Source organism: Synechococcus sp. RS9902, assembly GCF_014279635.1.
Classification (GTDB): Bacteria; Cyanobacteriota; Cyanobacteriia; order PCC-6307; family Cyanobiaceae; genus Parasynechococcus.
This window is the reverse complement of record NZ_CP047949.1, coordinates 1,115,365-1,138,410: the sequence shown is the minus strand read 5'-3', so window position 1 is coordinate 1,138,410 and position 23,046 is coordinate 1,115,365. Positions and strand designations below refer to the sequence as shown.

The 23,046-nt window shown below is 58.0% G+C and carries 18 protein-coding genes and 2 pseudogenes; 9 read left to right on the top strand and 11 right to left on the bottom strand.

Features of this window, described 5'->3' with window-relative positions; genetic code table 11:
• Nucleotides 1-22: 22 nt before the first annotated feature.
• On the bottom strand, nucleotides 23-3,676 hold the full coding sequence (locus SynRS9902_RS06035) for a hydantoinase B/oxoprolinase family protein (protein ID WP_186510355.1): 3,654 nt from the start codon (nucleotides 3,674-3,676) through the stop codon (nucleotides 23-25).
• A 119-nt stretch (nucleotides 3,677-3,795) separates the two neighbouring features.
• Between SynRS9902_RS06035 and SynRS9902_RS06030 the strand changes: the two genes are divergently transcribed.
• The 3 genes from SynRS9902_RS06030 to SynRS9902_RS06020 are packed head-to-tail and all read left to right on the top strand — an operon-like array spanning nucleotide 3,796 to nucleotide 6,738.
• The gene (locus tag SynRS9902_RS06030; RefSeq protein ID WP_186510354.1) at nucleotides 3,796-4,752 is read left to right on the top strand and encodes a permease; all 957 of its coding nucleotides are present in this window, start codon (nucleotides 3,796-3,798) and stop codon (nucleotides 4,750-4,752) included.
• A 13-nt stretch (nucleotides 4,753-4,765) separates the two neighbouring features.
• Entirely contained in the window at nucleotides 4,766-5,419 is a 654-nt protein-coding gene (locus SynRS9902_RS06025; protein ID WP_186510548.1) for a TIGR03943 family protein, read from the top strand.
• Nucleotides 5,416-6,738, top strand: a complete 1,323-nt coding sequence (locus SynRS9902_RS06020; protein WP_186510353.1) for a hypothetical protein — start codon at nucleotides 5,416-5,418, stop codon at nucleotides 6,736-6,738. The genes SynRS9902_RS06025 and SynRS9902_RS06020 overlap by 4 nt, the downstream gene beginning before the upstream one ends.
• A 77-nt stretch (nucleotides 6,739-6,815) precedes the next feature.
• Here SynRS9902_RS06020 and SynRS9902_RS06015 read toward each other — a convergent pair whose 3' ends face one another.
• Nucleotides 6,816-7,895, bottom strand: coding sequence for a hypothetical protein (locus SynRS9902_RS06015; protein WP_186510352.1), 1,080 nt, complete (start codon nucleotides 7,893-7,895; stop codon nucleotides 6,816-6,818).
• Between the two features lie 48 nt (nucleotides 7,896-7,943).
• Nucleotides 7,944-8,861, bottom strand: a complete 918-nt coding sequence (locus SynRS9902_RS06010; protein WP_255446226.1) for a metal ABC transporter substrate-binding protein — start codon at nucleotides 8,859-8,861, stop codon at nucleotides 7,944-7,946.
• 105 nt (nucleotides 8,862-8,966) lie between these two features.
• Between SynRS9902_RS06010 and SynRS9902_RS06005 the strand changes: the two genes are divergently transcribed.
• The gene (locus SynRS9902_RS06005) at nucleotides 8,967-9,656 is read left to right on the top strand and encodes a metal ABC transporter ATP-binding protein (protein WP_186510350.1); all 690 of its coding nucleotides are present in this window, start codon (nucleotides 8,967-8,969) and stop codon (nucleotides 9,654-9,656) included.
• Nucleotides 9,649-10,443 carry a metal ABC transporter permease gene (locus SynRS9902_RS06000; protein ID WP_186510349.1) on the top strand — a complete coding sequence of 265 codons (795 nt, stop codon included), beginning with the start codon at nucleotides 9,649-9,651 and terminating at the stop codon, nucleotides 10,441-10,443. The genes SynRS9902_RS06005 and SynRS9902_RS06000 overlap by 8 nt, the downstream gene beginning before the upstream one ends.
• Nucleotides 10,444-10,458: 15 nt before the next feature.
• Here SynRS9902_RS06000 and SynRS9902_RS05995 read toward each other — a convergent pair whose 3' ends face one another.
• The 4 genes from SynRS9902_RS05995 to SynRS9902_RS05980 form a co-directional block, all read right to left on the bottom strand.
• Entirely contained in the window at nucleotides 10,459-10,623 is a 165-nt protein-coding gene (locus SynRS9902_RS05995; RefSeq protein ID WP_186510348.1) for a hypothetical protein, read from the bottom strand.
• A 16-nt stretch (nucleotides 10,624-10,639) separates the two neighbouring features.
• Nucleotides 10,640-10,873, bottom strand: coding sequence for a hypothetical protein (locus SynRS9902_RS05990; protein ID WP_186510347.1), 234 nt, complete (start codon nucleotides 10,871-10,873; stop codon nucleotides 10,640-10,642).
• A gap of 227 nt (nucleotides 10,874-11,100) precedes the next feature.
• Nucleotides 11,101-11,292 carry a hypothetical protein gene (locus tag SynRS9902_RS05985; protein WP_186510346.1) on the bottom strand — a complete coding sequence of 64 codons (192 nt, stop codon included), beginning with the start codon at nucleotides 11,290-11,292 and terminating at the stop codon, nucleotides 11,101-11,103.
• 173 nt (nucleotides 11,293-11,465) lie between these two features.
• Nucleotides 11,466-12,200: a YdcF family protein gene (locus SynRS9902_RS05980; protein WP_186510345.1), complete on the bottom strand. Its 735-nt coding sequence runs from the start codon at nucleotides 12,198-12,200 to the stop codon at nucleotides 11,466-11,468.
• Between the two features lie 897 nt (nucleotides 12,201-13,097).
• Between SynRS9902_RS05980 and gmd the strand changes: the two are divergent.
• A pseudogene (gene gmd / locus SynRS9902_RS05975) lies at nucleotides 13,098-14,185 on the top strand (GDP-mannose 4,6-dehydratase).
• A complete protein-coding gene (locus SynRS9902_RS05970) occupies nucleotides 14,182-15,177 on the top strand; it encodes a GDP-L-fucose synthase (RefSeq protein ID WP_186510344.1) in 996 nt (331 codons plus the stop codon). The pseudogene gmd and the gene SynRS9902_RS05970 overlap by 4 nt, the downstream one beginning before the upstream one ends.
• A 153-nt stretch (nucleotides 15,178-15,330) precedes the next feature.
• Here SynRS9902_RS05970 and SynRS9902_RS05965 read toward each other — a convergent pair whose 3' ends face one another.
• The 3 genes and pseudogenes from SynRS9902_RS05965 to SynRS9902_RS05955 all read right to left on the bottom strand — a co-directional run bounded on the left by SynRS9902_RS05965 (nucleotide 15,331) and on the right by SynRS9902_RS05955 (nucleotide 20,425).
• A complete protein-coding gene (locus SynRS9902_RS05965; RefSeq protein WP_370586337.1) occupies nucleotides 15,331-16,437 on the bottom strand; it encodes a glycoside hydrolase family 10 protein in 1,107 nt (368 codons plus the stop codon).
• A gap of 146 nt (nucleotides 16,438-16,583) precedes the next feature.
• A pseudogene (locus tag SynRS9902_RS13620) lies at nucleotides 16,584-16,742 on the bottom strand (phosphoribosylpyrophosphate synthetase); the annotation flags it as partial.
• Between the two features lie 2,687 nt (nucleotides 16,743-19,429).
• Nucleotides 19,430-20,425: a ribose-phosphate pyrophosphokinase gene (locus SynRS9902_RS05955; RefSeq protein ID WP_186510341.1), complete on the bottom strand. Its 996-nt coding sequence runs from the start codon at nucleotides 20,423-20,425 to the stop codon at nucleotides 19,430-19,432.
• A gap of 56 nt (nucleotides 20,426-20,481) precedes the next feature.
• Here SynRS9902_RS05955 and SynRS9902_RS05950 point away from each other — a divergent pair, with 56 nt between their 5' ends.
• Nucleotides 20,482-20,982 (top strand): hypothetical protein, encoded by a 501-nt coding sequence (locus SynRS9902_RS05950; RefSeq protein WP_186510340.1) that lies wholly within the window; start codon nucleotides 20,482-20,484, stop codon nucleotides 20,980-20,982.
• Here SynRS9902_RS05950 and SynRS9902_RS05945 read toward each other — a convergent pair.
• Nucleotides 20,979-21,911: an LCP family protein gene (locus SynRS9902_RS05945; protein ID WP_186510339.1), complete on the bottom strand. Its 933-nt coding sequence runs from the start codon at nucleotides 21,909-21,911 to the stop codon at nucleotides 20,979-20,981. The two genes, SynRS9902_RS05950 and SynRS9902_RS05945, sit on opposite strands and share 4 nt — an antisense overlap.
• Nucleotides 21,912-21,990: 79 nt before the next feature.
• On the opposite strand from SynRS9902_RS05945, the gene SynRS9902_RS05940 reads away from it, so the two are divergent.
• Nucleotides 21,991-23,019 carry an NAD(P)-dependent oxidoreductase gene (locus SynRS9902_RS05940; RefSeq protein ID WP_186510338.1) on the top strand — a complete coding sequence of 343 codons (1,029 nt, stop codon included), beginning with the start codon at nucleotides 21,991-21,993 and terminating at the stop codon, nucleotides 23,017-23,019.
• Nucleotides 23,020-23,046: the final 27 nt, after the last annotated feature.

The window sequence follows — 23,046 nt, the reverse complement described above, 5'->3', positions numbered from 1 at the left end:
ACCACCAGAAGGCATCCCCTCCTCAACGTCCCATGCCGCCTCCCCCTGGGGTGAGCATGCGAATGGCCTCGCCCGCCTGGAGCTCCAGCTGCACAGCACCGGGCAGGGAATGGGCCACCCCCTCACGGTCCAGCCGCAGGTTCTCGCCACAGGCACCACTGGCCCCACCGTTGAGACCGAACGGGGCCACCTGCCGCGAGCCACTGATCAGCGACACACTCATCGGCTCGAGGAAGCGGATCGTGCGCTCCAAGCCGTCGCCCCCGGGCCACAAGCCCTGGCCGCCACTGCCGGAGCGCACCGCGAAGGATTCCAAGCGCACCGGATAACGGCTCTCCAGCACCTCGGGGTCCGTCAGCCGCGAGTTAGTCATGTGCGATTGCAGCCCCACCGATCCGGCAAAACCCTCACCCGCGCCGCCACCACCGGCCACCGTTTCGTAGTACTGGCAGCGGCCACTGCCGAAGCTGAGGTTGTTCATCGTTCCCTGGCCGGCCGCCTGGGCGCCGAAAGCCGCGAACAGCAGATTGCAGAGGGCCTGAGACACCTCCACGTTGCCGGCCACCACAGCGGCGGGGGGCCGCGGATTCAACAGACAGCCCTCCGGCACCACCAGATCGAGTGGCGCGAAACACCCCTCGTTCAAGGGGATGTCGCTGTCGAGGAGACAACGGATCACGTACAGCACAGCCGCCCGCGTCACCGCCAGGGGGGCGTTGAAATTGCCCGGCCGTTGGGGCGATGTTCCGCTGAAATCCAAACGCAACCGTTGGCGTTTGGGATCAAGGCTCACCTGCACCACCAGGCAGGAACCGTCATCCAGGGCCAGCTGATGCCGGGCGTCCGTCAGGCGCAACAGCAGCCGCTGAACACTGCGGGCTGCGTCTTGCTGCAGCAGGGTCATCTGCCGTTGCACCAGGGTCTGCCCCTCCCGCTTCACGAGGGATTGCAGCGCCACAATCCCCGCCTGATTGGCCGCCACCTGCGCCTGCAGGTCGGCCAGCAGTTCCGGAGGGTTGCGGGGCGGCGTCGCCATGCCGCCCCACACCGCTTTCAGATCAGCGGCGAGAACCCGGCCCTGGCGCACGAACAGCTGGTTGCGCAGCAGCAGGCCCTCATCGGCAATGGTGCGACTGAAGGACGGCATTGATCCGGGAGCGATGCCACCCACATCGGCGTGATGGCCACGGCTGGCCACAAAGAAGCTGGGCTGATCCCCATCGCAGAACACCGGCGAGATGGCGGTGATGTCGGGCAGGTGGGTGCCGCCGTGGAAAGGGTCATTGCTGAGCAAAGTGTCGCCGGGCTGCAGCGGTGCGACATCACCACTCGCCACCTGGGCCAGCAGGTCGCGGACGCTGTCGCCCATTGATCCGAGGTGCACCGGAATGTGGGGGGCATTGGCCACCAGGCCCCCCGTGGCATCAAACAACGCACAGGAGAAATCCAGGCGCTCGCGGATGTTCACGGAGCGACTGCTCTGCCGCAGCTGTTCCCCCATCTGTTCAGCGATCGCCATGAAGCGGTGACGAAACAGTTCCGCCTGCAACGGGTCGTGGGCACCGGCCTGTGCCAGCTCCGGTGATTCTTCTGGGGGATGCGAGCGCTCCAGAAACAGCGTGCCCCCCTCAGCCACCCTGGCCTGCCAGCCCGGCTCCAGCACCGTGCAGCCCGTGGCTTCGACGATCAGGGCCGGGCCTGCAAGCCGCTGATTCAGCCGCAGGGCACTGCGGTTCAGCAACGGCACCTGCGTCCAGCCGCTTGACTCCAGGTGCATCGACACCTGCGGCGATGGCTGCACCTCTGGCGTTGGTTCGGCCATCTCAGCTGCGGCTGTTGCTGTAGCTGCGGTTGTGGCGTCGAACTGTTGGGGAGCCGTGACCTCAACATTGAGCTGTTCGACGATCAGGGCCTGATCGGCATCAATGCAGTAGCCGTAGCGTTGCTGATGGCTCGACTGGAAGGCCGAGATCACGGCATCAACGCCTTGCTCGGCGACCCAAGGGAGCACCAGGGTCTGTTCAGCAGAGGGATAACGCAGGGCGAGGCTGACCCAGACCTCCGGCTCCCCCGCCTCGGCATCAGCACCATCCCCCTGGCGATGCAACATCTCCCTTGCTTCAGCCATCAGTCGCTCCACCTGATCCGGCAGGGCCGCCAACAGCTCGGGCGAGAGGGCAGTGCCGAGATGCACCTGCCGCCGGCAGCGCTGGCGGGCCTGACCCATGCCAAAGGCGGAGAGAACGCCGGCCATGGGATGCAACAGCACCGTGCACAGCCCCAGTTCGTCCGCCAAGCGACAAGCGTGCTGACCACCAGCCCCCCCGTAGGCCACCAACACCCCGCCGCGAATGTCCTCACCGCGATGCAGCGACACCCGGCGGATCGCAGCGGCCATGGTTTCCACCGCAAGTTGCAACGCCCCGGCTGCCACCCGCTCCGGGGTCTGCCCCAGCGCTGCCGCGAGCTCGGCGAAGCGATGCCGCACCACCTCCACATCCGGGGGTAGATCCCCAGACGGGCCGAACACCGCCGGGAAGCGGTCCACCTGCAGACGCCCCAGCAACAGGTTGGCGTCGGTGATGGTGAGCGGTCCGCCGGCGCGATAACAGGCCGGCCCCGGTTGTGCTCCGGCGGAGCGTGGCCCCACCCGCAACCGCTCCCCCTGCAGCTCCAGCACCGATCCGCCACCGGCCGCCACGGTTTCAATCGGCAGGCGTGGGGCCAGCAACTGCAGGCCGGCGATCTCGGTCTGTTCCTTCACCTGCCGCAAAGCCTGTTCATCGGCACAAGCCACACAGAACACATCCGTCGACGTGCCCCCCATGTCGAAGCCGAGCACCGGCACCCGGTCAAAGCCGGCCATCCGCGCCGCGGCGATCGCACCAACCATCCCCGCCGCCGGCCCCGAAAGGATGGTGTCTTTGGCCTGCAGCCTGCCTGGAGCCTGCAACGCTCCGCTGGAGGTCATCACCCGCAGTGGCGTGGCGGCGCCCAACGCCCCCTGCACCTGCTGCAGGTAGCCATCCAGCACCGGATGCACGGCCCCCTCCACCAAGGCCGTCTGCCCCCGCGGCACCAGGCGGGGCATCACGCTCACCTGGTGGGAGAGGACCACGGTGCGAAAGCCAAGTTCCCACAGCAATGCAGCACAGCGCTGCTCATGGGCTGGGTTGCGTTGGGCATGCAACAACGCCACCACGGCGACGTCCAGGCCGGAACGGCGCAGCTCCTCGAGACGCCGCCGCAGCGACTGATCCAGCACCAGGGGCTCCACCTCCTTACCCCGGGCATCGAGCCGACCGGTCAGCTCCAGCACCGTTTGCGCCAAGAAGGGGCGCTGGGGCTGCTCAAGTGCGAACAGATCGTCGCGGTGTTGATCGCCGATCCACAGCTGATCCCTCAGTCCGGCATTGGTGAGCAACAGCAGCGGCGCACCAGCCCCTTCCAGCAGAGCATTGGTGGCCACGGTGGTGCCGAGACGCACGTCGTCAATGTCGCCCAACTCCACGGGTGGAGACGCCGACGCCAACATCGCTTCCATCGCCGACACCGCAGGGTCTCCAGCCCCGGCCTGCTCCGAGAGCACCTTGCGCACGTGCAGCTGGCCTTCTGGATCGCGACCGATCAGATCGGTGAAGGTGCCACCGCGATCAATCCAGAAGCACCACCCCATCTCAGGCCCTGGCCAACGTCGTCCCAGCCTGCCGCCTAGGCCAATCAACAAACCATGTCGACGCCCCCCGATGGGCGAGCTGAACTGAGAACGTTGAGAAGCAACCGCCGCCCGAACGCTTGGACAAGCTCGCCACGGCCTGGGCGATCTTTCAGGGGTTACTGCTGGAAGCCATTCCGTTTCTTCTGCTCGGCGTTGCCATCGCAGGGCTGGCCCGATGGGCGGTGCCACCGGGTGCCTGGATCGAGCGGCTGCCCAAGAACCCTCTGCTGGCTCCGATCATCGGGGCCCTGATGGGTTTTGCCCTCCCAGCCTGCGAATGTGGCAACGTCCCCGTCGCCCGCCGTTTGCTGGCCAGCGGTGCACCGATGGGCACGGCCTTCGGTTTTCTGTTTGCAGCCCCAGTGCTGAATCCCATCGTGCTGGCCAGCACGTGGGCAGCGTTTCCTGATCAGCCCTGGCTGCTGGTGGCCCGGCCATTGGGGGCCTTTCTGCTGTCGATCCTGCTGAGTTTGTTGCTGGTGCAGCTGCCCGAGACGCAGCTCCTGGCCACAGCCCTTCTGGAGGAACGCCGCATGAGCCAGCCCCTCAGCAACCTGGGGCTGCTGCAGCGCAGCAGTGGTGTTATCGGCGGATCACCCAGCCCCCCCCGATCCATGCGCGGCAGGCGCCTCAAGGGCTGGCAGGTGCTGGACCAGAGCTGCCGCGAATTTCTCGATCTGCTGGCTCTGCTGGTGCTGGGGTGCGTGATTGCGGCCCTGGTGCAGACCTGGCTGCCGCGCAGTTGGCTGTTGGCCGTGGGGGGCGCGCCGACAGCATCGATCCTGGCCTTGATGCTGCTGGCCGTGGTGGTGTCGGTCTGCTCCAGCGTGGATGCCTTTCTTGCCCTGGGGTTTGCCGCTCAAATCACCCCCGGAGCCCTGCTGGCCTTCCTGTTGCTGGGGCCCGTTGTGGACCTCAAACTCGCAGGCCTGTTCACCGTGCTGATGCGGCCAAGGGCAATCCTGATCACGGCGATCGGTGCCAGTCTTGGCGTGCTGCTGATCGGTCAGTGGATCAACCTGTGGCTGCTGTGAGGGGCCGGTTGTGCTGAAGCGCGGAACCCTGCTGCTGCTCTGGGGCCTGACGCTGTTGTGGAGCTTCCACAGCGGACGCCTCGATCTGCTGCTTCGCGGGGTCTTCCATGGCCTGGTGGGGGTCACGGGCCTGGTCTTGCTGATGCTGGGCGTGGCCCTTCTGCTGAAAAGAGAGAAGCAAGCCGAACGCTGGCGCTTGCCCTGGCTGGTCAGCGGCGTGATGGCTGCGCTGGTGCTGGTCCTTCCGCCGAGCCCCTCCTTCAGCGATCTGGCCAGCAACCGCCCCCAGGGCCTGCCCGATCCACCGGAGTTGGCCTTTGTTCTGCCCCCCGAACAACGCAGCCTCACGGAATGGGTGCGCTTGCTGCGCAGCCAGCCCGATCCCGACCTTGTGGCCGGCAATCCTGTGCGCATCAGCGGTTTTATCTGGAGGCAACCCCAGGGCCCACCTCTGATCGCCCGGCTCACGGTGCGCTGTTGCCTGGCCGATGCCACACCCGCTGGCCTGGCCGTGGAATGGCCGGAGTCGTTCATCCCCCAAACCAACCAGTGGTTGGCCATCGAGGGAACGATGGGCGTGCAGACGCGGAAGGAACGGCGCATCCCCGTCGTGATTCCCCAAAACATCACGCCGATTGCCAGGCCCGAGCGGCCCCTGGAACCATGACGCGGCGGCCCTTGCTGCTGATGCTGATGGCCTGCGCCGCAGTTCTGGCGCAGCAACAACTGCTGTTGCGACAGCCTCCGCGGCTGCTGCGCCTGGTGCCCCAGCAGGTACAAAGCGGCAGCGCGGCCCTGGATCTGCAGTTCAGTCGCCCGATGGCTCGGCCGAGGGTCAGCGAGGCCACTCGAATCACTCCAGCCGAACCCCATCAGTGGCTGGGGGAGACGACACCACTGCGGATGGTGATTGATGCGGATGTCGTGCTCACGGCTCCGCTCGAGCTATCGGTCGCAGGGGACGACCAGCGCGGGCTGCAGCTGGGGCAGCAGCAATGGTGGTGGGACCCGAGACCCTGGCTGATCGCGACGCGACCTGTGCCGGGAGGTGAGCAGGTTCAACTGCAGACGCGATCGGGAGCGTGGATGCCGATCAGTCGGATCTGGCCCGCCATCCCCAGCGTCGTCCCCCTTGGGAATGGCCGGGGCATTGCCCTGGTGGGACGCGATCAGAACGGCACCGAACAGGTGTGGTGGGACCAACTGACGCCCCGCAGCACCGCCAACCATCTGGCGGCCTTGGGGCCACCAACGCTGAGCCGCACGGAACCCCTGCTGAAAGGGGAGGTGCTCTTCGCCCATCTCAGCAGCAATCTCAATGGGGATCTGCTGGTGCAGAGCGGTGGGTTCCAGCCAGGCAGTGACCAAGCCCTGTTGCTGCAGGCCGATGGCAAACGCAAGGCTCTGGCACTGAAACCCTCCGGGCCGATGCAGTTGCTTCCGGCTGGAGGGGGGGTGGTGATGCCCACCAGCAACGGCCTGAGCCTCCGCCCCCTGCAGGCAACCGAGCAAAAGCCGCAGATGCTGCCTGGGAGCAGGGAGCTAGGGGCCTTCTGCGGTGCCTCAGGACGGGCCGTGCTGATCCGGCACTGGCCGGATTACAGGCGCTCGATCGAGCTGGTGGTTCCAGGGCAAGCACCAAAGCAACTGCACCTCGGTGATCAAGCGGTGCTGGGGGTGGCCTGCGACAACCGCGGCAAACGGATCTGGGCTGTGCTGGGGCGATGGGAGCAGCAACGGGGCAATCACGAACTGGTGCTGATCAGCGACGCGGGAGAGGTGACACAACGCAGGGCCCTGGAGCCGTGGACGCTCAAGGCGGGCAGCCCCATCCAGTGGAACCCTGTGACGAATCAAGTGCTGATGACGCTGACGCGACCGAAGCAAACCCATGCCCGTGCCGGCCTGATCGATGGCGACAACTTGAAGCTCATCAAGGTGATCAACACAGCCATCAGCGAAGCCCAGTGGCTGAATGCAGGCTGAGCAACAAAAACTGAGTAACAAAAAAGGAGGACAAAGCTGCCCTCCTGATCAAACAAATCTCAAGCGATTGTTGAGACTTAGAAGGTGAATGTCACCCCAGTGCCGACATGGTGCTGCCAACCTTCTCCCCAGCCCGGAGCATCGTCCCAGCTGTAAGTCTGCTGCCAGTGCAGGAATAACGTTGCATCACCAACGGGAACTGAAAGTTCAATTTCACCAGCCACATCCGTGCGCTGATCCAATCCCGCGTAGCTGCCGGGAACATAAAAACGCGGACCGGCTTCGATCATCAACGAGATCTCATCAGCGCCAAATGTGAATCCCAAACCCACACGAGGATCGGTGTAGTTGCCCACATACATCCCGTCGGATTCCCAACCCTGACGGTGATCGACTGACAGATAAACACCATTCACCAGATCCTCGATGCCATCACCAAGGGCAAAATTCACATCTCCATCACCCAAAGCCCAGATCGCCTTGGCTCCAAGCTCATTCTTCAAGCCCTGAATGTCATCACCTTGGTCTTGGGTGACGTAATAGGGGTTCCAGGACAGCTCAAAACTTAAGCGGTCATTGGGTGCATAACGGGCCTGAAGAAAGCCCTTGATATCGGTGCGCTTGAAGTCGGTGTCGTGGCTGTGGTCATGACCGTGATCATGTCCTTCGTGATCATGTCCTTCGTGATCATCATGATCGTCTTCATGTTCATCATGATCGTCGTCGTGATCATCATGATTGCCATGATCTTCTTCATGATCATGATCGTCATGTTCTTCTTCATGATCATGATCGTCATGTTCTTCTTCATGATCATCGTCGTGATCATCGATATGAACCTTGCCGTAGAAATGTTCTGCTTCCCCCCAAACCAAAGCAGGCCCAATTGCAGCTTCGATCGCAAAAGAACCGCCATTTGCGAGGCCCCACTCAAAGACGCCACCAAACATGCCATCGATGGCGTAGTGCTTGGGATCCCCCTCAAGGTTGGTGTCAAATCCACCATGGCCTTCGATGGTGATGATGGGCGTGAAATCGAATTCACCGGCCTCGAGAGACTCTCCACCACCACCATGGGAGCCATGGGCTTCAGCAGGTGAAAGGGAGGCGAACGGGCTCAACAGAAGAGCCAGCAGGGCAAGGCGTGAACGGAGCATGAGACGAGAAGGAAGAAAAAAGAAGACCGAAGAGGAAAAGGCGTTACGTCACCGGATCGATGACCACTGCGTGTTCAAGGCATTAGCCCCAGCGGTGTCGCAGGAGCCTCCCTGGCCCTTGACGATCGTGCAGACGTTCAGGGTCGCTGTTGAAACGGCATTACGACCGGCAGCAATGCCCTCTCCATAAAGAGGTGTGGACGCGATCGGCAATCCCGTGGACTTGCTGATGCGCCTCAGGGTTTTGTTCGGAGAAGCCGAAGGGGAAAAGATGGTTTTGGCACCGGATGCTTTCACCTCTTGGGTGATTGTTTTGAGGCTGGAGGGCCGCAAAACGCCACCGGTGGTGTGACTGTCCAACATCGCAATCTCGACAAGCCCGAAGCGATCCGCGAGATGGCTGTAGGTCCTGTGATCGGTCACCAGGACCCGCTGGGCCGGGGGCAAAGAACTGAACTGCTTGGCTTCCCAGCTCTGCAAAGCCTGTAAAACAGCAACGGCACGAGCCGTGCGTTGCTGCAAGGCCGCACGATCACTGGCTGGAAGAACGGGGGCCAGAGAACTTGAGATCACCCGCACCATTGCTGCGGAATTGGCCGGGTCGTGCCAGACATGGGGGTCGCTGCCGCCATAGGACGGCAGAGCGACTTCACCGACGGCCACCACCGTTCCTGGTGACTTGAGCTTTTTGGCCGACGGGGTCAGCCCGAAACCGATGTGCAAAACCAGATCACTCTTGGCGATCTGGCTGCGATCACTGGGCTTCAAGCGATAGGAATGGGGATCACCCCCAGGAGTGATCAGGCACGTGACCGAGGCGGCACCGGCAGCCAGGGTCTTGGTGAGATCACAGAGCGTGCCGTCGACGGCCACCACCACAGGTTGAGCCGCATGGGCCGGAACTACGGCAGCTCCAATGGCCAAAGCAAGGCTGACCCCCGCCGATCGAGCCAAAACAGGACGCATGGACGTCTTAGTGAGAATGATTATCATTTTGCTGAGCACTTGATCCCTCGCCAACATGGGGTGTGCAAAACATCAAGAGGCCCAAGTCCGGCCACCGAAGAGTTGATGAGCCAATCGTCGTGCGTGCTGAGCACAACCGAGCTGTGCTTCAGCTACGGGGGTCGCAACACCGTTGACCGCGTCAACCTGCAACTCCAAGCGGGAACACTGACGGCGCTGGTGGGGCCCAACGGAGCCGGCAAGTCAACGCTATTGCACCTGCTGAAGGGGCGACTGAAACCCAGCCAGGGAACGGTCAACTCCAGCAAGCCCATCGGCCTGATGCCCCAGCGGGCCGCCATTGATTGGTCGTTTCCGATCACCGCCCGCGACATGGTGCAGCTGGGGGCGCCCAGAAAGGGCAAAGCCACAGCAGCGGACCACTGCGATCAGCTGCTGGAACGGGTCGGCATGGGAGCCATGGGGAACCGGCGCCTCAACCAGCTCTCCGGCGGCCAGCAACAACGCGTCCTGCTGGCCAGAGCGTTGATGCAGCAGACCGAGATCCTGCTGCTGGACGAACCCTGCAGCGCCATCGATCCACCAACGCGTGAGCACCTGCTCAAGGTGATGCGGGATCAGGCGGAAGTCGGCCAGACGCTGCTGGTGAGCAGCCACGATTGGGGCAGCGCCCTCGACAGCTACGACCAGGTGGTGGTCATGGACGGCCAGATCCTGGCCAACGGATCACCCGACACGGTCCGCGAAAAACTGAGCGATCTGACTTGCATGATGGGGAGTTCTTGCTGTGGCTGAGCCCGACATCTGGTGGCTTCTGCCACTCACGATCTCGCTGCTGATCGGAGCCATCTGCCCGGCCACGGGAGCGTTGCTGATCACCCAACGCCGGGTGTTGCTGGCCAACCTGATGGCCCATTCCGTTCTGCCCGGCTTGGTGATCGCCCTGGCCATCGGCATCGAGCCAAGCATCGGCGGTCTGATCAGTGGACTGCTGGGCGCCCTGGTGGCTGAACGCCTGAACCGGCGCTTCAAGGGAAGGGACGAGGGCGCAATGAACACCGTCCTAGCGGGCTTCACGGCCCTGGGCGTGCTGTTGGTTCCCCTGCTGGATGCCCGGGTGGACCTGGAAACGATTCTGTTCGGCGACCTGCTTGCCGCCAACGCAACGGATCTGCTGCGAACAGCGCTTTCAACCTGCGCCCTGATCGCAATGTTGGCGTGGGGCTACCGCGACCTGGTGTTCGTTGGCATCGACCCTGAGGGAGCGGCCATCGCCAAACGACCGGTGCTCCTGATCCGGCTGATCTGCAGCCTGATCACCGCCCTGGTGGTGATCAGTGCCATCACTGCCGTGGGCGTGATTCTGGTGATTGGCCTGCTGTGCGCTCCGGTGCTGATGCACGTGGAGCGCAGCCGAAGCCTGAAGGAACTCATGCTGCGCAGCGCGAGCACGGGGCTGCTTCTGTGTGGTGGCGGAATGATGCTGGCGATTGCTGTTGACCTGCCCCCGGGCCCACTGATCGGAACACTGTGCCTGGCACTTCTGTTCACCTACAGGGGCAACACTGCAGAGCAACGGTAATAAGGGAAGCCTTCTTTACGGCTTTTGCTGCAGGAACATCCGATCAAGGCGGCGCCGCATTCTCCGCATCAATGTGCGTTCCTGCTCCTGGCGGAAGGTGCGCCGAAAGGCCAGGAACAACACAGTCAGCGTTGAGGCCATCCCCACGCTGAAGAGGGCGATCAAGCTCGCATCGCTCATGACTCCATTCACCCCACTACTGAACAACAGCGAACCAACCACCAGCCAGGGCTGCAATCAAGCCACAGGCGAGGGCTTGAAGCACAAATTGGCCTGAATCTTTCTTCTCCCAACGATCAATGGCCTTCGATGCCGTCACAAACGGTTCTTTGTTCCGGATCAACTTTTCGAGATACCGCTCGATGAACTGATCATCGAGATCGAGCCGACGAAGCTTGGAACGGATCTGGTTGAGTTCAAACTGATTCATCACTCAAAAATCTCACAACTTTTCAGCCACGAACATTGAATTCCTTTTCCGAACGAATCAACGTCGAAAACACCAACCATACGTCAAAAAATCGGATCCAGAAACTTTTGATTCATCATTTTAGCGAGACCGAACTCTTGACGTGGTCCCCCAAGAAAAGAAAGCTCACTGATGTCAGAGCAAGTCATCCCAAACTCGATTGATCACGGTCAGGTTCCTCAAAATCCCTAAAAACCTTTGGCACTGCCGCGTCGCTTCGGTTGCATCACTTCAATCGTCTTTGGCCTTGTCTTACTGGAGTACCAAACCCGTTGCGCTTCGTCGTAGCTCTCCACATCCTTGAACGATCCATCACGCAACCAAACGCGGTAGTGATGACGGTCATAGGGGTCGGAACTGGTTTCGGTGAACTGTTTCATGCAGCGCAAAAAGAAGTGTTCAACAAGACCTGCTGGTCAATCAGATCCAAGTTTGGTGAATGCTGCACGACGAGGATCTCGATACCGCTCCGCCACATGCTTGCCCCAAGGACTTCAGAGGATATCAATATTAAGAAATTGGCGCAAGACAAAAAACAGCCGCTATTAATAAATCAGTATCGGCCAGTCACATAATAGTACATCAAAGCAAGAAACTCTCTTTTAGCAAGGAAGTTTTTTGCACGCTCTGACAGATCAGGTACCGCAAAAACAGGGCTTGTATTAACACCAAATCGCAAGAAAGCCTGATTGGCTCGTTTCAACTGCCATATATCCGTCACAAGAATCACATCAGCGTGAGGGTAATTGTTTTGAATCCAAGTGTTAGCATACAAAGCATTTTCCCAAGTGTTTTTAGCGCAGGAATCGCCAAAAACTAATTCACTAGAAATTCCACCATCTATTAAGCGTAGAGCGGTCCTGGGATCATCACCTGAAATATAAACAGAGTCAATATTTTGAGAATTAAATATTTCAATCGCAACTTTCGTGGTTGCCTTGGCAATTTGCTGCCCTCGGCCAACCAATACAATAACTTTTGACGAATTAACACCATCATGAATCGCAGAAGATGGAATATCAGCAGACAGGAGATTAGTAAGATACCTCGTCGTCAGTGGCTGATACTGAAGGCTGAAAAGAAGAACAATCAAGAAGGATAAAAGCACTCTTGTCAAAAATTTATAACTTTTAAGAACCAGACTTAGCAAACAAATTGATACTATAAAGACCAGCAAAGAGGAACCAAGTGGTTGAAACAATAGAAAGAAAATAAGTTTTCGGACAAAGAGATATGCATGCTGTTCATCAACGCAAGTGGTCCAGTGAGTATTGATCAAAGGAAACAACCGAAAAAGCAACGACTTGAAATATAAGCCCAACGGGAACTATATACAATATGACAATGAAAATCCGTTCATACACGATTTCCATGAGTAACACGAGAGAGTCTTCAGCATGAAATTCTCTCACTTGTCCTAGGCCTATATGACTCGGGATAAAACGGTAGAATTATATAAGATCCAAAAAATCTTTGAATCGATTTTAGATGTGTTGGGGGCTTGCACGAATAGTGACAAAGCTAGTGAAATTTTATTATTTTATTAACTTACATTGCATTCTCAGGACAAGGAAATCCATCAAGACAGCGCCTTGCCTAAACATTACCAAAAGGGATAACAATCCAAATCCTTGATTTTGTCAACAGGTACGACTGACAATTGAGGTACAAATACTTATATCAACTAAAGCAATTCTCAAGGCTTCTCGACAAATCAATACCCCAGCAAACTATCTGCATTCATGCTGGCACACAACCTAATACGACATAGACCAATCAAAATTGATAAGCTTAAATCATAGATCAAGCGAATTGAGCAACAACAGATGCAATTGGCGCAACATTCTTGCAGTGGGACTTGCAAAATCTTGAGCGCAGGATACTAATGTCAACCAAAAAACAGCAACTCAAGACCTGGAGCGACGAGGAGCCAACATTAGATTTATTCACTCAAATTCACCCTTTAAAGGCGAATATATATTGATGCGATAGACATTTGACCAAACAATAAAAAAGAAAGGCCCTTCAAACTAGGAATTCATCCTATTTGAATTTAAACACACCTAGGATAATTGCACTTCGGTGTTTCCCAGATGTAGACTTATACGACATCGGGTAGGACGATCTTGGTCTTTCAAGCGGCACTGGTCAATTATTGCTGTCCATCAATACATGTAATACAACCGTGAAAAGAGCCTTAATTACAGGGATCACAAGGCAGGACGGCAGCTATTTGGCCGAACTTCTGCTGGAAAAGGGGTATGAAGTGCATGGCATCAAGCGCCGGTCCAGCAGCTTCAACACCGGGCGAATGATCACCTCTATCAAGATCCTCATGCCGCAGATCCACGGCTGATCCTCCACTACGGCGATCTCACCGACAGCACCAACCTGATCCGCATCATTCAGCAGGTGCAGCCCAACGAGATCTACAACCTTGGTGCTCAAAGCCATGTGGCCGTCAGTTTTGAGGCCCCGGAGTACACCGCCAACAGCGATGCCTTGGGAACCCTGCGCATCCTTGAGGCGGTAAGGATGCTTGGACTGACCAAGAAAACTCGCATCTATCAGGCCAGCACTAGTGAGCTTTACGGCGTGGTGCAGGAAATTCCCCAGAAGGAATCGACACCCTTCTATCCCCGCAGTCCCTACGGCGTCGCCAAGTTGTTCGGATACTGGATCACGGTGAACTACCGCGAGTCCTACGGGATGTATGCCTGCAACGGCGTGCTGTTCAATCACGAGAGTCCCCGCCGCGGTGAAACCTTTGTCACCCGCAAAATCACCCGGGGCCTCTGCCGCATTGATGCGGGTCTGGAGGACTACTTGTACATGGGCAACCTCGATGCCAAGCGCGACTGGGGCCACGCTCGTGATTACGTCGAGATGCAGTGGCGGATGCTCCAACAGGAGCATCCCGAAGATTTCGTCATCGCGACTGGGCGCCAGGAAAGTGTGCGCCGCTTCATTGAACTGGCATCACAGAAGATTGGCTGGGAAGGCATCATCTGGGAAGGCGATGGGCTCGAGGAGGTTGGCCGTCGTGCCGATAGCGGTGCCGTGGTGGTGCGGATCGACCCACGCTATTTCCGTCCCGCTGAGGTGGAGACCCTGCTAGGGGATCCAACGAAGGCGAGAGAGAAACTGGGTTGGACACCCACCACCACGCTCGAGCAGTTGGTAGCTGAAATGGTGGAGGCCGACCACGAGGAAGCGCGCAAGGAAGCGCTGCTGAAGCGGGAAGGTTTCAACGTTGTCGGGACGCACGAATGACCTTGGTTTCTGTGACCGACCGAATTGCCATTTTTGGGGCTCGGGGGATGGCGGGCAGTGCCGTCACCCGGGCCTTGCAGCAGCGCGGTTATGGGTCGCTCTTAACGCCAAGCCGGGATGCCTTGGATTGTCTAGATCGAACTGCCGTGGAGCAGTGGATGAAGCAGATGCGGCCAAATGTGGTAGTTCTGGCTGCTGCCCGAGTTGGTGGTATTCATGCCAACAAAAGCTTTCCGGCTGATTTCCTGCTGGACAACCTCAAGATCCAAACCAATGTGATCGAGGCGGCCTGGGCCAATGGTGCCCGGCGGCTGCTGTTCCTAGGCAGCAGCTGCATTTATCCGAAGTTCGCAAACCAGCCGATTCGCGAAGAAGCGCTGCTTACCGGGGCTCTCGAACCCACTAATGAGTGGTATGCAATCCCCAAAATCAGCGGTATCAAGCTGTGTGAGGCCCTGCTGCGCCAGCACGGCTTCGACGCGATCAGCCTGATGCCGACCAATCTCTACGGCACAGGGGACAATTACCACCCAACAAAAAGTCATGTGTTGCCGGCCCTGCTGCGCCGCTTCCATGAAGCCAAAATCCGTGGCGATTCGGCAGTGACCTGTTGGGGCAGCGGCACTCCACTACGAGAGTTCCTGCACGCCGATGATCTGGGTGAAGCATCTGTGTTCGCCCTAGAGCATTGGAGCGCCCTAGCGGAAGATGCCCCCAAAAGCGACGCTAACCAGCCCCTGGCCTTTTTGAACGTGGGAACCGGCGTAGACCTCACGATCCGTGCCTTGGCGGAGCAGATCGCAGACGTGGTGGGTTTCAACGGAAACTTACTGTGGGACCCAAGTAAGCCAGATGGAACGCCGAAAAAGCAGCTGGATATCAGTCGAATGCGAGCTATGGGCTGGTCGGCATCGATTTCTTTGACCGAAGGCCTGCAGCGTGCTTACGCGGATTTCAAAGAAGCTCTGGCGACTGAACAATTAAGGGGATGAGCTGTAATGCTTCCATCCTGCTCCACCTGAAGGCTCTAATGCAGTGAGCAGCTTCAAGTTCAAGAATGCATCAGCACACCGTCGCAAAATGGCCTTCTGTCCTCATATGAAATTTTAATTCTCCACGATTAAGTTGCAATCAAGACAAAAGGCCTATTTTAAAGAACCCATTCGGGCGAAAGATTCTCGACGATTCTTTCTTGCATACTCAGGGACATGTGATCCCCATAGCCCTTCCCAATAGAAAAAGATCACACCATGACCGCGTTGGCGAGCCAGACGGACTTTTTGCTCCAGAACGGCCATCGAGGTGGTGCGCTTGCCGAATCCCGCCAACACACCAATCTGCGAAGGAATGCCCCAGTCGCGGGCTTTGCGCAGAGCCGGCTGATCCAGGTCTTTGGCAAATCCACGAACTGAATAGGCATAGTTCTGCACCACCAACTCTTCAATCAGCCCGCCTAAAGCCCAGAGCTCCCAGTCCTGCAGCCAGAGGTTGTAGGCCGAACGGAAGGGGCCTGGAGACAAGCTGATCCGGGTGGAGAGGCCTTCCTGCTTGAGACGTTGCCGCAATTCACGCAGCAGCGAAGTGAGTTGATTGCGGCGCCATTTCATCCAATGTCGATTGCTGTGATCCCGAGGAGGCGCCAGTCCCGTCTCCTGCCGGTAGAGCGCCACGGTGGTGGGGTCATAACCGAACTGAACGGGCCAGGCGAAGTGGTCGTCCAATTGCAGGCCGTCCATCGGACAGCGCTTGAGGGTTTCCATCACCAAACCGATGAAACGGGCACGAACCTCCGGATGGGCTGGATTGAGCCAAGCCATCCGATAGTTGCCATGCATAGCCATCCAACGCCGGCCATTGGCTTTGGCCAAAACCCAGCTGGGGTTCTTATGAACAACCGCTGAATCAGCCGGTTCCATAAGGCCGTACTCAAACCAGGGCATCACCTTGATGCCGCGGCGCCTACCTTCCTCGGCCAGGGTACAGATGGGATCAAGACCGAGCCCAGCCTTCTTCAGCGGTGGCTCCACCGGAGCGAAACGGCTGTGATGAAAGGTGGTGCCTCGGCTCCAAACGTTGGGCACCACGCGATTGAAGCCGGCATCCTGCAGCTGCTGCATCGCAACGCTGATGCGCTTCCGGTCGTAATAGAGCTTGCTGGGGCTGTTGGTCAGCCACACCCCCATGGTGCTGCGGCTTCGTAGCAGCCGATCCAATCGAGGTTCGGCCATTAGAGGAGCCGGAGCCCCCGCCATCAGGCTGGCCAGAGCAACACCAATCAGTGGCCCCCATTGCAGAACCAACGCCGTTGAAGAACCAGGCCTCAAGGATGGCCCGAATCAATGCTGATCAAGCCGATCCAAGCCCGCTCGTTCAACAGTCCATGGCCCGAGGCCAACAATCAGCGGAACATCGAGCTCACGGAGCTCTCTTCATGGATGCGCCAGATGGCTGCCCAAATCATGCTGGCCACAGAGAACACCTTCAGTTGAGGAAAGACCCGGTCCTGTGGGATCGAAATGCTGTTGGTCACCACCAACTGCTCAAACAGGCCCTCGGATTTACACCTGCATCGACACGGTTAACACCACGAGAGGCACCGCGGCGGTGAAACCTTCATCTACTCGGAAGTCATTGTTGCATTGATGCGGATCTGAAGGGATGACTGTATGTAGGTAACTTCGATGCCAAGCGCAATGGGAGCCATGCCCTCGATTACCTCCAGGGGTAGTGGCGGATAATTGAGCAGTAGACCCTTCTATAAGTTGAAGACGTATCGACTCTTCATCATGGTGCTTCCCAGCTTTCTTCCCGTCATTTAAGACTTCTTAAGTGATGTTGTTGCGCAAGAAGCTGTGTAGGCTTCGGGGTCATCGGGAGGCCGAGGAATTGGATTCTGCAGGATTGACTGGGAGAGAATAAGAATTAAAAAAATGATATGACTCACCGATTTTCAGCAGAAAGCTTCCAGACCAGTAAGTTAAGCACCAAAAAAAAGCACTAATGGATAAGCATCCTAAAAGTGGAATACCCCACCCCTTTATTTGCATCTTAGAAAGTGCGCGACTTTTTCGCACACTCTGCATGCATGGGCTATTTTTTTCTATTTCTGAAATACTGGCTTCAGTGGATTTCCTGGGCTTATAAACTAGTTTTACAATTTGAACATTTTTTTTCATCTGTTCGCCTCAATTTCTTGATTAATAGACGACTGCAAAACAAAATACATAAAATTGCAATAAAAATTATAATCCAACGGTTGACTTGATTTGGGAACAAACGTCCACAGAGCTTCCAAAATTGCCCATAGGTTAAATGCTGCCGATGAAATCAAGTCCTTATAAATCTAGACGGAATAGAGAGTGATGCTCCTACGGATAAAGATACGTATTTAATAGCGGTTGATCTTTCGGTGACTTTTTGAGTCTGCCTAGCTGCTTCGTCAAAAACACTAAAGAGCTATCGTCATTCAAAAGTGGAACGAGCTTCATACATTTTTTCATATCCAATAGAAGTAATGACGATCTCTGGCATAGGCATCTGCCAACGGCACTTCAGTTTTGCAAGAGTGCTAGCCAGGTTCATCTCGATATACAAAAAGGAAGCTGCCTCAGACCGCTTCCTGAAAAATAGAGCAAGAAAAGCAGCTTGATCAATATAAATTGCTTAATGCCGTCTCTTGAAGACAGCAAACTTAGATCACTTCTGTGGTGGCGAGGCATCTACGGAACTAGATGAAGACTCAATCTTGGTGATTTCGGATTGGGATGTCGACGACTGTGTCGACTGCGGGAGATAAGACTGCCAAGTCGAGCTAATGGAGCACCTAGTTGGAGACTTTAGCCAAGAGCTTCTAGTCATCAATCCTTGTACGACTTAATTCATCATCAAGGAGTGCAGTAATTTTGTTTGTAAGCATCGACACCCTTCCCGAGAGTTAATACGGTGAAACAAAAACATCCCAAAGGGAATCTTCGGATGCAGTACCTCCGGGGCATATGGCTGTTGACGACTGATGAAGTTACCAAGTCATTAATCACCTCGGGCGGGAGTGGTGGGTATGCAGACATTCGGCCTGCTGCTGCTGGTTCGAACCGTCACAGTGTGCTTTGCCCTAAAACTTATCTTTAAGCAATCCCCTGATTGTTTTTAATTCTGGCGGAATAGGTGACGGATGAAGCCGTGACTGATCCATGTTCCTAACTATCTTGCTTTCTTGAGGGGATTTGAGAGCTTGAATTGCTTCTACACCACCCAGGATGATCACTAGCCATAAACCACTTGAAAGGGAAATACATCCCAAAAAAGGTATATCCCATCCGCCTATATTCGACATCTGCAATTAACTTTTGACCAAATCCTATGGAAATCAATCGTTTCTTGCATGAATTCTCCGAAAGACTTGCCTGAGAGTTGACTTAGAGCAAGCCTAAGCTTCTACACTTAAGTCAAAAAAACATGCAACGAATAATGGAAGAGGCTTGCCAATGCTCATTGAAATGGAAACTCCGGCCATATTTCTGGAAGAGCAAGTTTAACAAAGACTGCATGAAAGCAGGCATTCTCAAAGAAGAAAAGTAATTTTCCCCCCTTAAATTCATAAAACAGCCCTTATCTGATGCAGGTGTTAGTTAGTGATCTGAAGTGGCTTCGGTTGATCTCGATCTCATGTCAACCCGACTCGACCTTCTGCATAGCCACTATCCATACAGTCAAGACCTGTGTTGTGGCTTGTTAATACTCCAAAGAGGTCATATCTAATCAATACAAACATCTTCTTACCGGATGTTGCTTTAGTCCAGCCCATTTTTCTTGCTCTTTCTTACATCGTCAGCCTATATCACAAAATCTCTCGGCCTAATGCCTCGTAGCTGCTCTCGCTCGGCTATCTGGCTGACTTGCAACTCCAGTGTTCTGACGTTTTTTCAATCCTTGGAGCCATCAGCTTTAGATGAGATAAACCTCTCAATTCCCACTTCATCAGACATCCAGAGTGATCACTCCGTTCCGGAATCTTTTATCTCGTTTTATTCGACTTATGGGGGGGGGGTACTCTACGTATCCAAAACCCATACTTTTTGTCTGGCGGCGAGTCAGTGTATTGCCTTAGATGATGAGCCGCATAAAGTCATGTTGGATCACGGTTGTAATACTTTTAGCGGTCCAGCCATGGTGCGACTTTGATGTCAGGCTTCTTCCAAGTGTCGTCCCATCAAAAGGGATTTCAGTAGTCAGCCTGCAATTCGATCAGCGGAACATCGAGCTCACGGAGCTCTCTTCATGGATGCGCCAGATGGCTTCCCCAAGCATGTTGGCCACAGAGAGCACCTTCAGCTGAGGGAAGACCCGGTCCTGCGGGATCGGGATGCTGTTGGTCACCACCACCTGCTCAAACAGGCCCTCGGCGGATAAGCGCTCACTGGCCGGTGGCGAGAACACGGCATGGGTGGCGCAGGCCAGCACCCGCTTGGCCCCTTGCTCCCGCAGCAACCGTGCACCAGCGCAGATCGTGCCGCCGGTGTCGATCATGTCGTCGATCAGGATCGCTGTCCGCCCGGCCACATCACCAATCACCGTGAGACTTTCGGCCATGTTGTGGCCGGTGCGGCGCTTGTCGATGATTGCCAGCGGGGCATCGTTCATCTGCTTGGCGAAGGCGCGGGCCCGCGCCACGCCCCCAACGTCAGGGGACACCACCACCACATCTCCGAGATCCTGGGTGAAGAGGTAGTCCACCAACACCGGGGATCCATAAATGTGATCGCAGGGGATATCGAAGTAGCCCTGGATCTGGGCGGAGTGCAGGTCCATCGCGAGCACGCGGTCAACACCCGACGTCACCAGCAGGTTGGCCGTGAGCTTGGCGGTGATCGATTCACGACCGGCAGTCTTGCGGTCAGCTCGGGCGTAGCCGTAGTAGGGCACCACGGCGGTGATCTGCCGTGCGGAGGCCCGTCTGCAGGCATCCACCATGATCAGCAGCTCCATCAGGTGATCGTTCACCGGTGCGCAGGTGGGCTGGATCAGGAACACATCACAGCCCCGGATCGACTCCTGGATCTGCACGTAGAGCTCACCGTCGGCAAAACGCTTGCAGACGCGGGGACCATCGGGCACGCCGAGATAGGCGGAGATCTCCTTGGCCAGAGCAGGGTTCGAGGTGCCGCTGAACAGACGCAGGCGGCGGCTGTCAGGAGCCATCTGCTCCTGTTCGGCACGGGCAGCTGTCAGGAAACTGGTCACGGCGCCCGCGGAACGAATTCTGCTGTAATCCGATGGTAGAGGTGAGCAGTGCCCCCATGTCCACAGGTTTCCCACTGTTGGTGGGTGCGGGCCCCGTTCCTGAGCTCAAAATGCGCCAGGCCTGCGAAGCCCTGGCCCGGGCTTGCCGCTGCTCTCTCACCACCGTGGCCAGTGGTGCATCACCGGCTGAAGTCCTGCAGACCAACCCAGCGGCAACAGGGCTGGTGCGGCTCAGCGGTGACGCAGCCAGGCCAACCCCGGAGGGTGATGCCAGCTGGCTGCAGGCCCTGGCCGACTGGCGTCAGCCGGTGCTGCTGCTGACCAATGCAGACCGGGACGGTTCGATCTCTGGCGCAGCCGCGGCCTATGCCGCCCTCTGCCGGGAACTGCAGGTGCCGCTGCTCGGCCTGGTGCAGCTCCAGGGCCCCTGGAACGGCCCAGCGCGACGCCGGGACGGCCTCAGCTGGCTGGGCTGGATTCCTGATGAACAGCATCCGGAACAGGCCGAATGCATCGACGCCCTCGCCCGGAGACTTCAACGTCGCAGCCCTGCTTAAGGCTTGGGCCAGAGAGGACGGCTGGCACCGGCGTCGATCTGGCGCAAGGTCTGCTCACCGGCCCGCTCGGCCAGGGGCAGGCGGCTGATCCGTGCGGGTTCAGGGCTGGCAATAAGCGCCGCAGCCAGGCTCAGCTGTTCCGAACGACTGAGGTTGGTCTCCAGCTCGAGGTTCAGTTGGTTCACCAGCCCAGAAATCATCCCAATGCCACTGGGGTCCTTGACCTGTTCAATCAGACCCTCCACAAGGATGTTTTGACGCTGGCGACGCTGGGACCCAGCCTTCGGGTCAGGCAGATGGCGCACCAGCTGTTCCGCCTGGTCTCCGTTGAGGCGCTGTCGTCCGGCCTGGAGCAGAACGGTGTAGTCCTGCGTCTTGTCCTGGCGCTTGTAGGACTCGGTCAGCACCACCTCCACCTCGCCCAAACCATCCACCAGGCGGCGCAGGGCGGCGCGGGGCATCACCACATAGCGCTTTGGATCACCCTCCTGGAGGCCGACAATGTCGCGGATGGCATCGCTGAGAAGACCGACGCCACCCCGACGCCACAACTTAGCCAAGCTTCCCGGATCCTTGTCACCAGGAAGCTGAACGCCGAGCTCGGTGGGAATCTGGAGCACCTGAAGCGGCTCCTGGGCGGCAATGCGTACCAGCAGCAGTGCATCGGCATTGGCGGGCCCCTGGGGCGCAGCCTGATTGGAGGCCGCACCCAGGCGATCCGCATCCAGACCAATCACCAACACGGTGACAGGGGCTTCAGGGAAAGGGGCCAGAGTTTCAGGTTGATCCGCACTCAGCGGAGCGCCCGCAGCCACACGATCGGGTTTCGGCCAGAGGCTCGCCAGCAACCACCCGGTCACACCAATCCCCAGCACGGCAGCACCGACACACAGCGCACCGCGAACTCGGGGTGGCGACAACCAGTTCATTTCGCTGGACCAACCGCAATGGCGCTTAGTTTCGCCCAGATCTCCAGTTCCTAGCCTGGGCCCCGTGAAGCCGTCATCGATGTCCCTCCGCCACGACTACCGCAGCCGACCACCCGAACAGGTGCGCGTGGTGGTGTTCGGTGCCACGGGCTACATCGGCCGCTTTGTGGTGAAGGAGCTGGTGGAGCGGGGCTACCAGGTGGTCGCCTTCGCCCGCGAGCGCAGCGGGGTCGGTGGTCGCCAGAGCAGAGACGAAGTCATCGCCGATTTCCCCGGAGCTGAGGTGCGCTTCGGGGATGTCACCGATCCAGCCTCGATCGCGGCCGAGGCCTTCGATCAACCCACGGATGTGGTGGTGAGTTGCCTCGCATCCCGCACCGGCGGCCGCAAGGATTCCTGGGCGATTGACCACGCAGCGACCCTCAACACCTACGAGCAGGGACGCGCTGCAGGAGCAGCCCATTACGTGCTGCTTTCAGCCATCTGCGTGCAGAAACCACTGCTGGAATTTCAGAAGGCGAAGCTGGCCTTCGAAGCCGTATTGCAGGCGGATGAAGAGATGACCCACTCCATCGTTCGCCCCACCGCCTTCTTCAAAAGCCTGGGTGGACAGGTGGAAAGCTGCCGCAAGGGCGGCCCCTACGTGATGTTCGGAGGTGGAACTCTGGCCAGCTGCAAGCCGATCAGCGAAGCCGACCTGGCCCGGTTCATGGCGGACTGCATCCATGACGAGTCCAAACGCAACCAGGTGCTGCCCATCGGGGGACCGGGTCCGGCGCTGAATGCCCGGGAGCAAGGGGAGATGCTCTTCCGTGCGCTGAATAAGCCAGAGCGAATGCTGTCGGTGCCGATTGCCCTTATGGATGGGCCGATCGCCCTGCTGAACGCCCTGGCTCGGCTGTTCCCAGGCATCAACGACACGGCGGAGTTTGGACGCATCGGCCGCTACTACGCCAGCGAATCAATGCTCGTCTGGGACGAGCAGGGGCAGCGCTACGACGCGGATGCCACCCCATCCTATGGAACCGACACGCTGGAACAGTTCTTCGAGCGTGTGGCACGGGAGGGCATGGCCGGGCAGGACCTGGGGGATGCCGCACTTTTCTGAAGCAGCCATCCTTGGGAGACGAAGAGG

What these genes read in the sequence shown, in the direction of transcription:
- SynRS9902_RS06035 (WP_186510355.1), bottom strand. Translation starts at nt 3,676, where the DNA reads ATGGGGTGGTGCTTCTGGATTGATCGCGGTGGCACCTTCACCGATCTG.
- SynRS9902_RS06020 (WP_186510353.1), top strand. Translation starts at nt 5,416, where the DNA reads ATGACGCGGCGGCCCTTGCTGCTGATGCTGATGGCCTGCGCCGCAGTT.
- SynRS9902_RS06015 (WP_186510352.1), bottom strand. Translation starts at nt 7,895, where the DNA reads ATGCTCCGTTCACGCCTTGCCCTGCTGGCTCTTCTGTTGAGCCCGTTC.
- SynRS9902_RS06010 (WP_255446226.1), bottom strand. Translation starts at nt 8,861, where the DNA reads ATGCGTCCTGTTTTGGCTCGATCGGCGGGGGTCAGCCTTGCTTTGGCC.
- SynRS9902_RS06005 (WP_186510350.1), top strand. Translation starts at nt 8,967, where the DNA reads ATGAGCCAATCGTCGTGCGTGCTGAGCACAACCGAGCTGTGCTTCAGC.
- SynRS9902_RS05995 (WP_186510348.1), bottom strand. Translation starts at nt 10,623, where the DNA reads ATGAGCGATGCGAGCTTGATCGCCCTCTTCAGCGTGGGGATGGCCTCA.
- SynRS9902_RS05990 (WP_186510347.1), bottom strand. Translation starts at nt 10,873, where the DNA reads ATGAATCAGTTTGAACTCAACCAGATCCGTTCCAAGCTTCGTCGGCTC.
- SynRS9902_RS05985 (WP_186510346.1), bottom strand. Translation starts at nt 11,292, where the DNA reads ATGAAACAGTTCACCGAAACCAGTTCCGACCCCTATGACCGTCATCAC.
- SynRS9902_RS05970 (WP_186510344.1), top strand. Translation starts at nt 14,182, where the DNA reads ATGACCTTGGTTTCTGTGACCGACCGAATTGCCATTTTTGGGGCTCGG.
- SynRS9902_RS05965 (WP_370586337.1), bottom strand. Translation starts at nt 16,437, where the DNA reads ATGGCGGGGGCTCCGGCTCCTCTAATGGCCGAACCTCGATTGGATCGG.
- SynRS9902_RS05950 (WP_186510340.1), top strand. Translation starts at nt 20,482, where the DNA reads ATGTCCACAGGTTTCCCACTGTTGGTGGGTGCGGGCCCCGTTCCTGAG.
- SynRS9902_RS05945 (WP_186510339.1), bottom strand. Translation starts at nt 21,911, where the DNA reads ATGAACTGGTTGTCGCCACCCCGAGTTCGCGGTGCGCTGTGTGTCGGT.
- SynRS9902_RS05940 (WP_186510338.1), top strand. Translation starts at nt 21,991, where the DNA reads ATGTCCCTCCGCCACGACTACCGCAGCCGACCACCCGAACAGGTGCGC.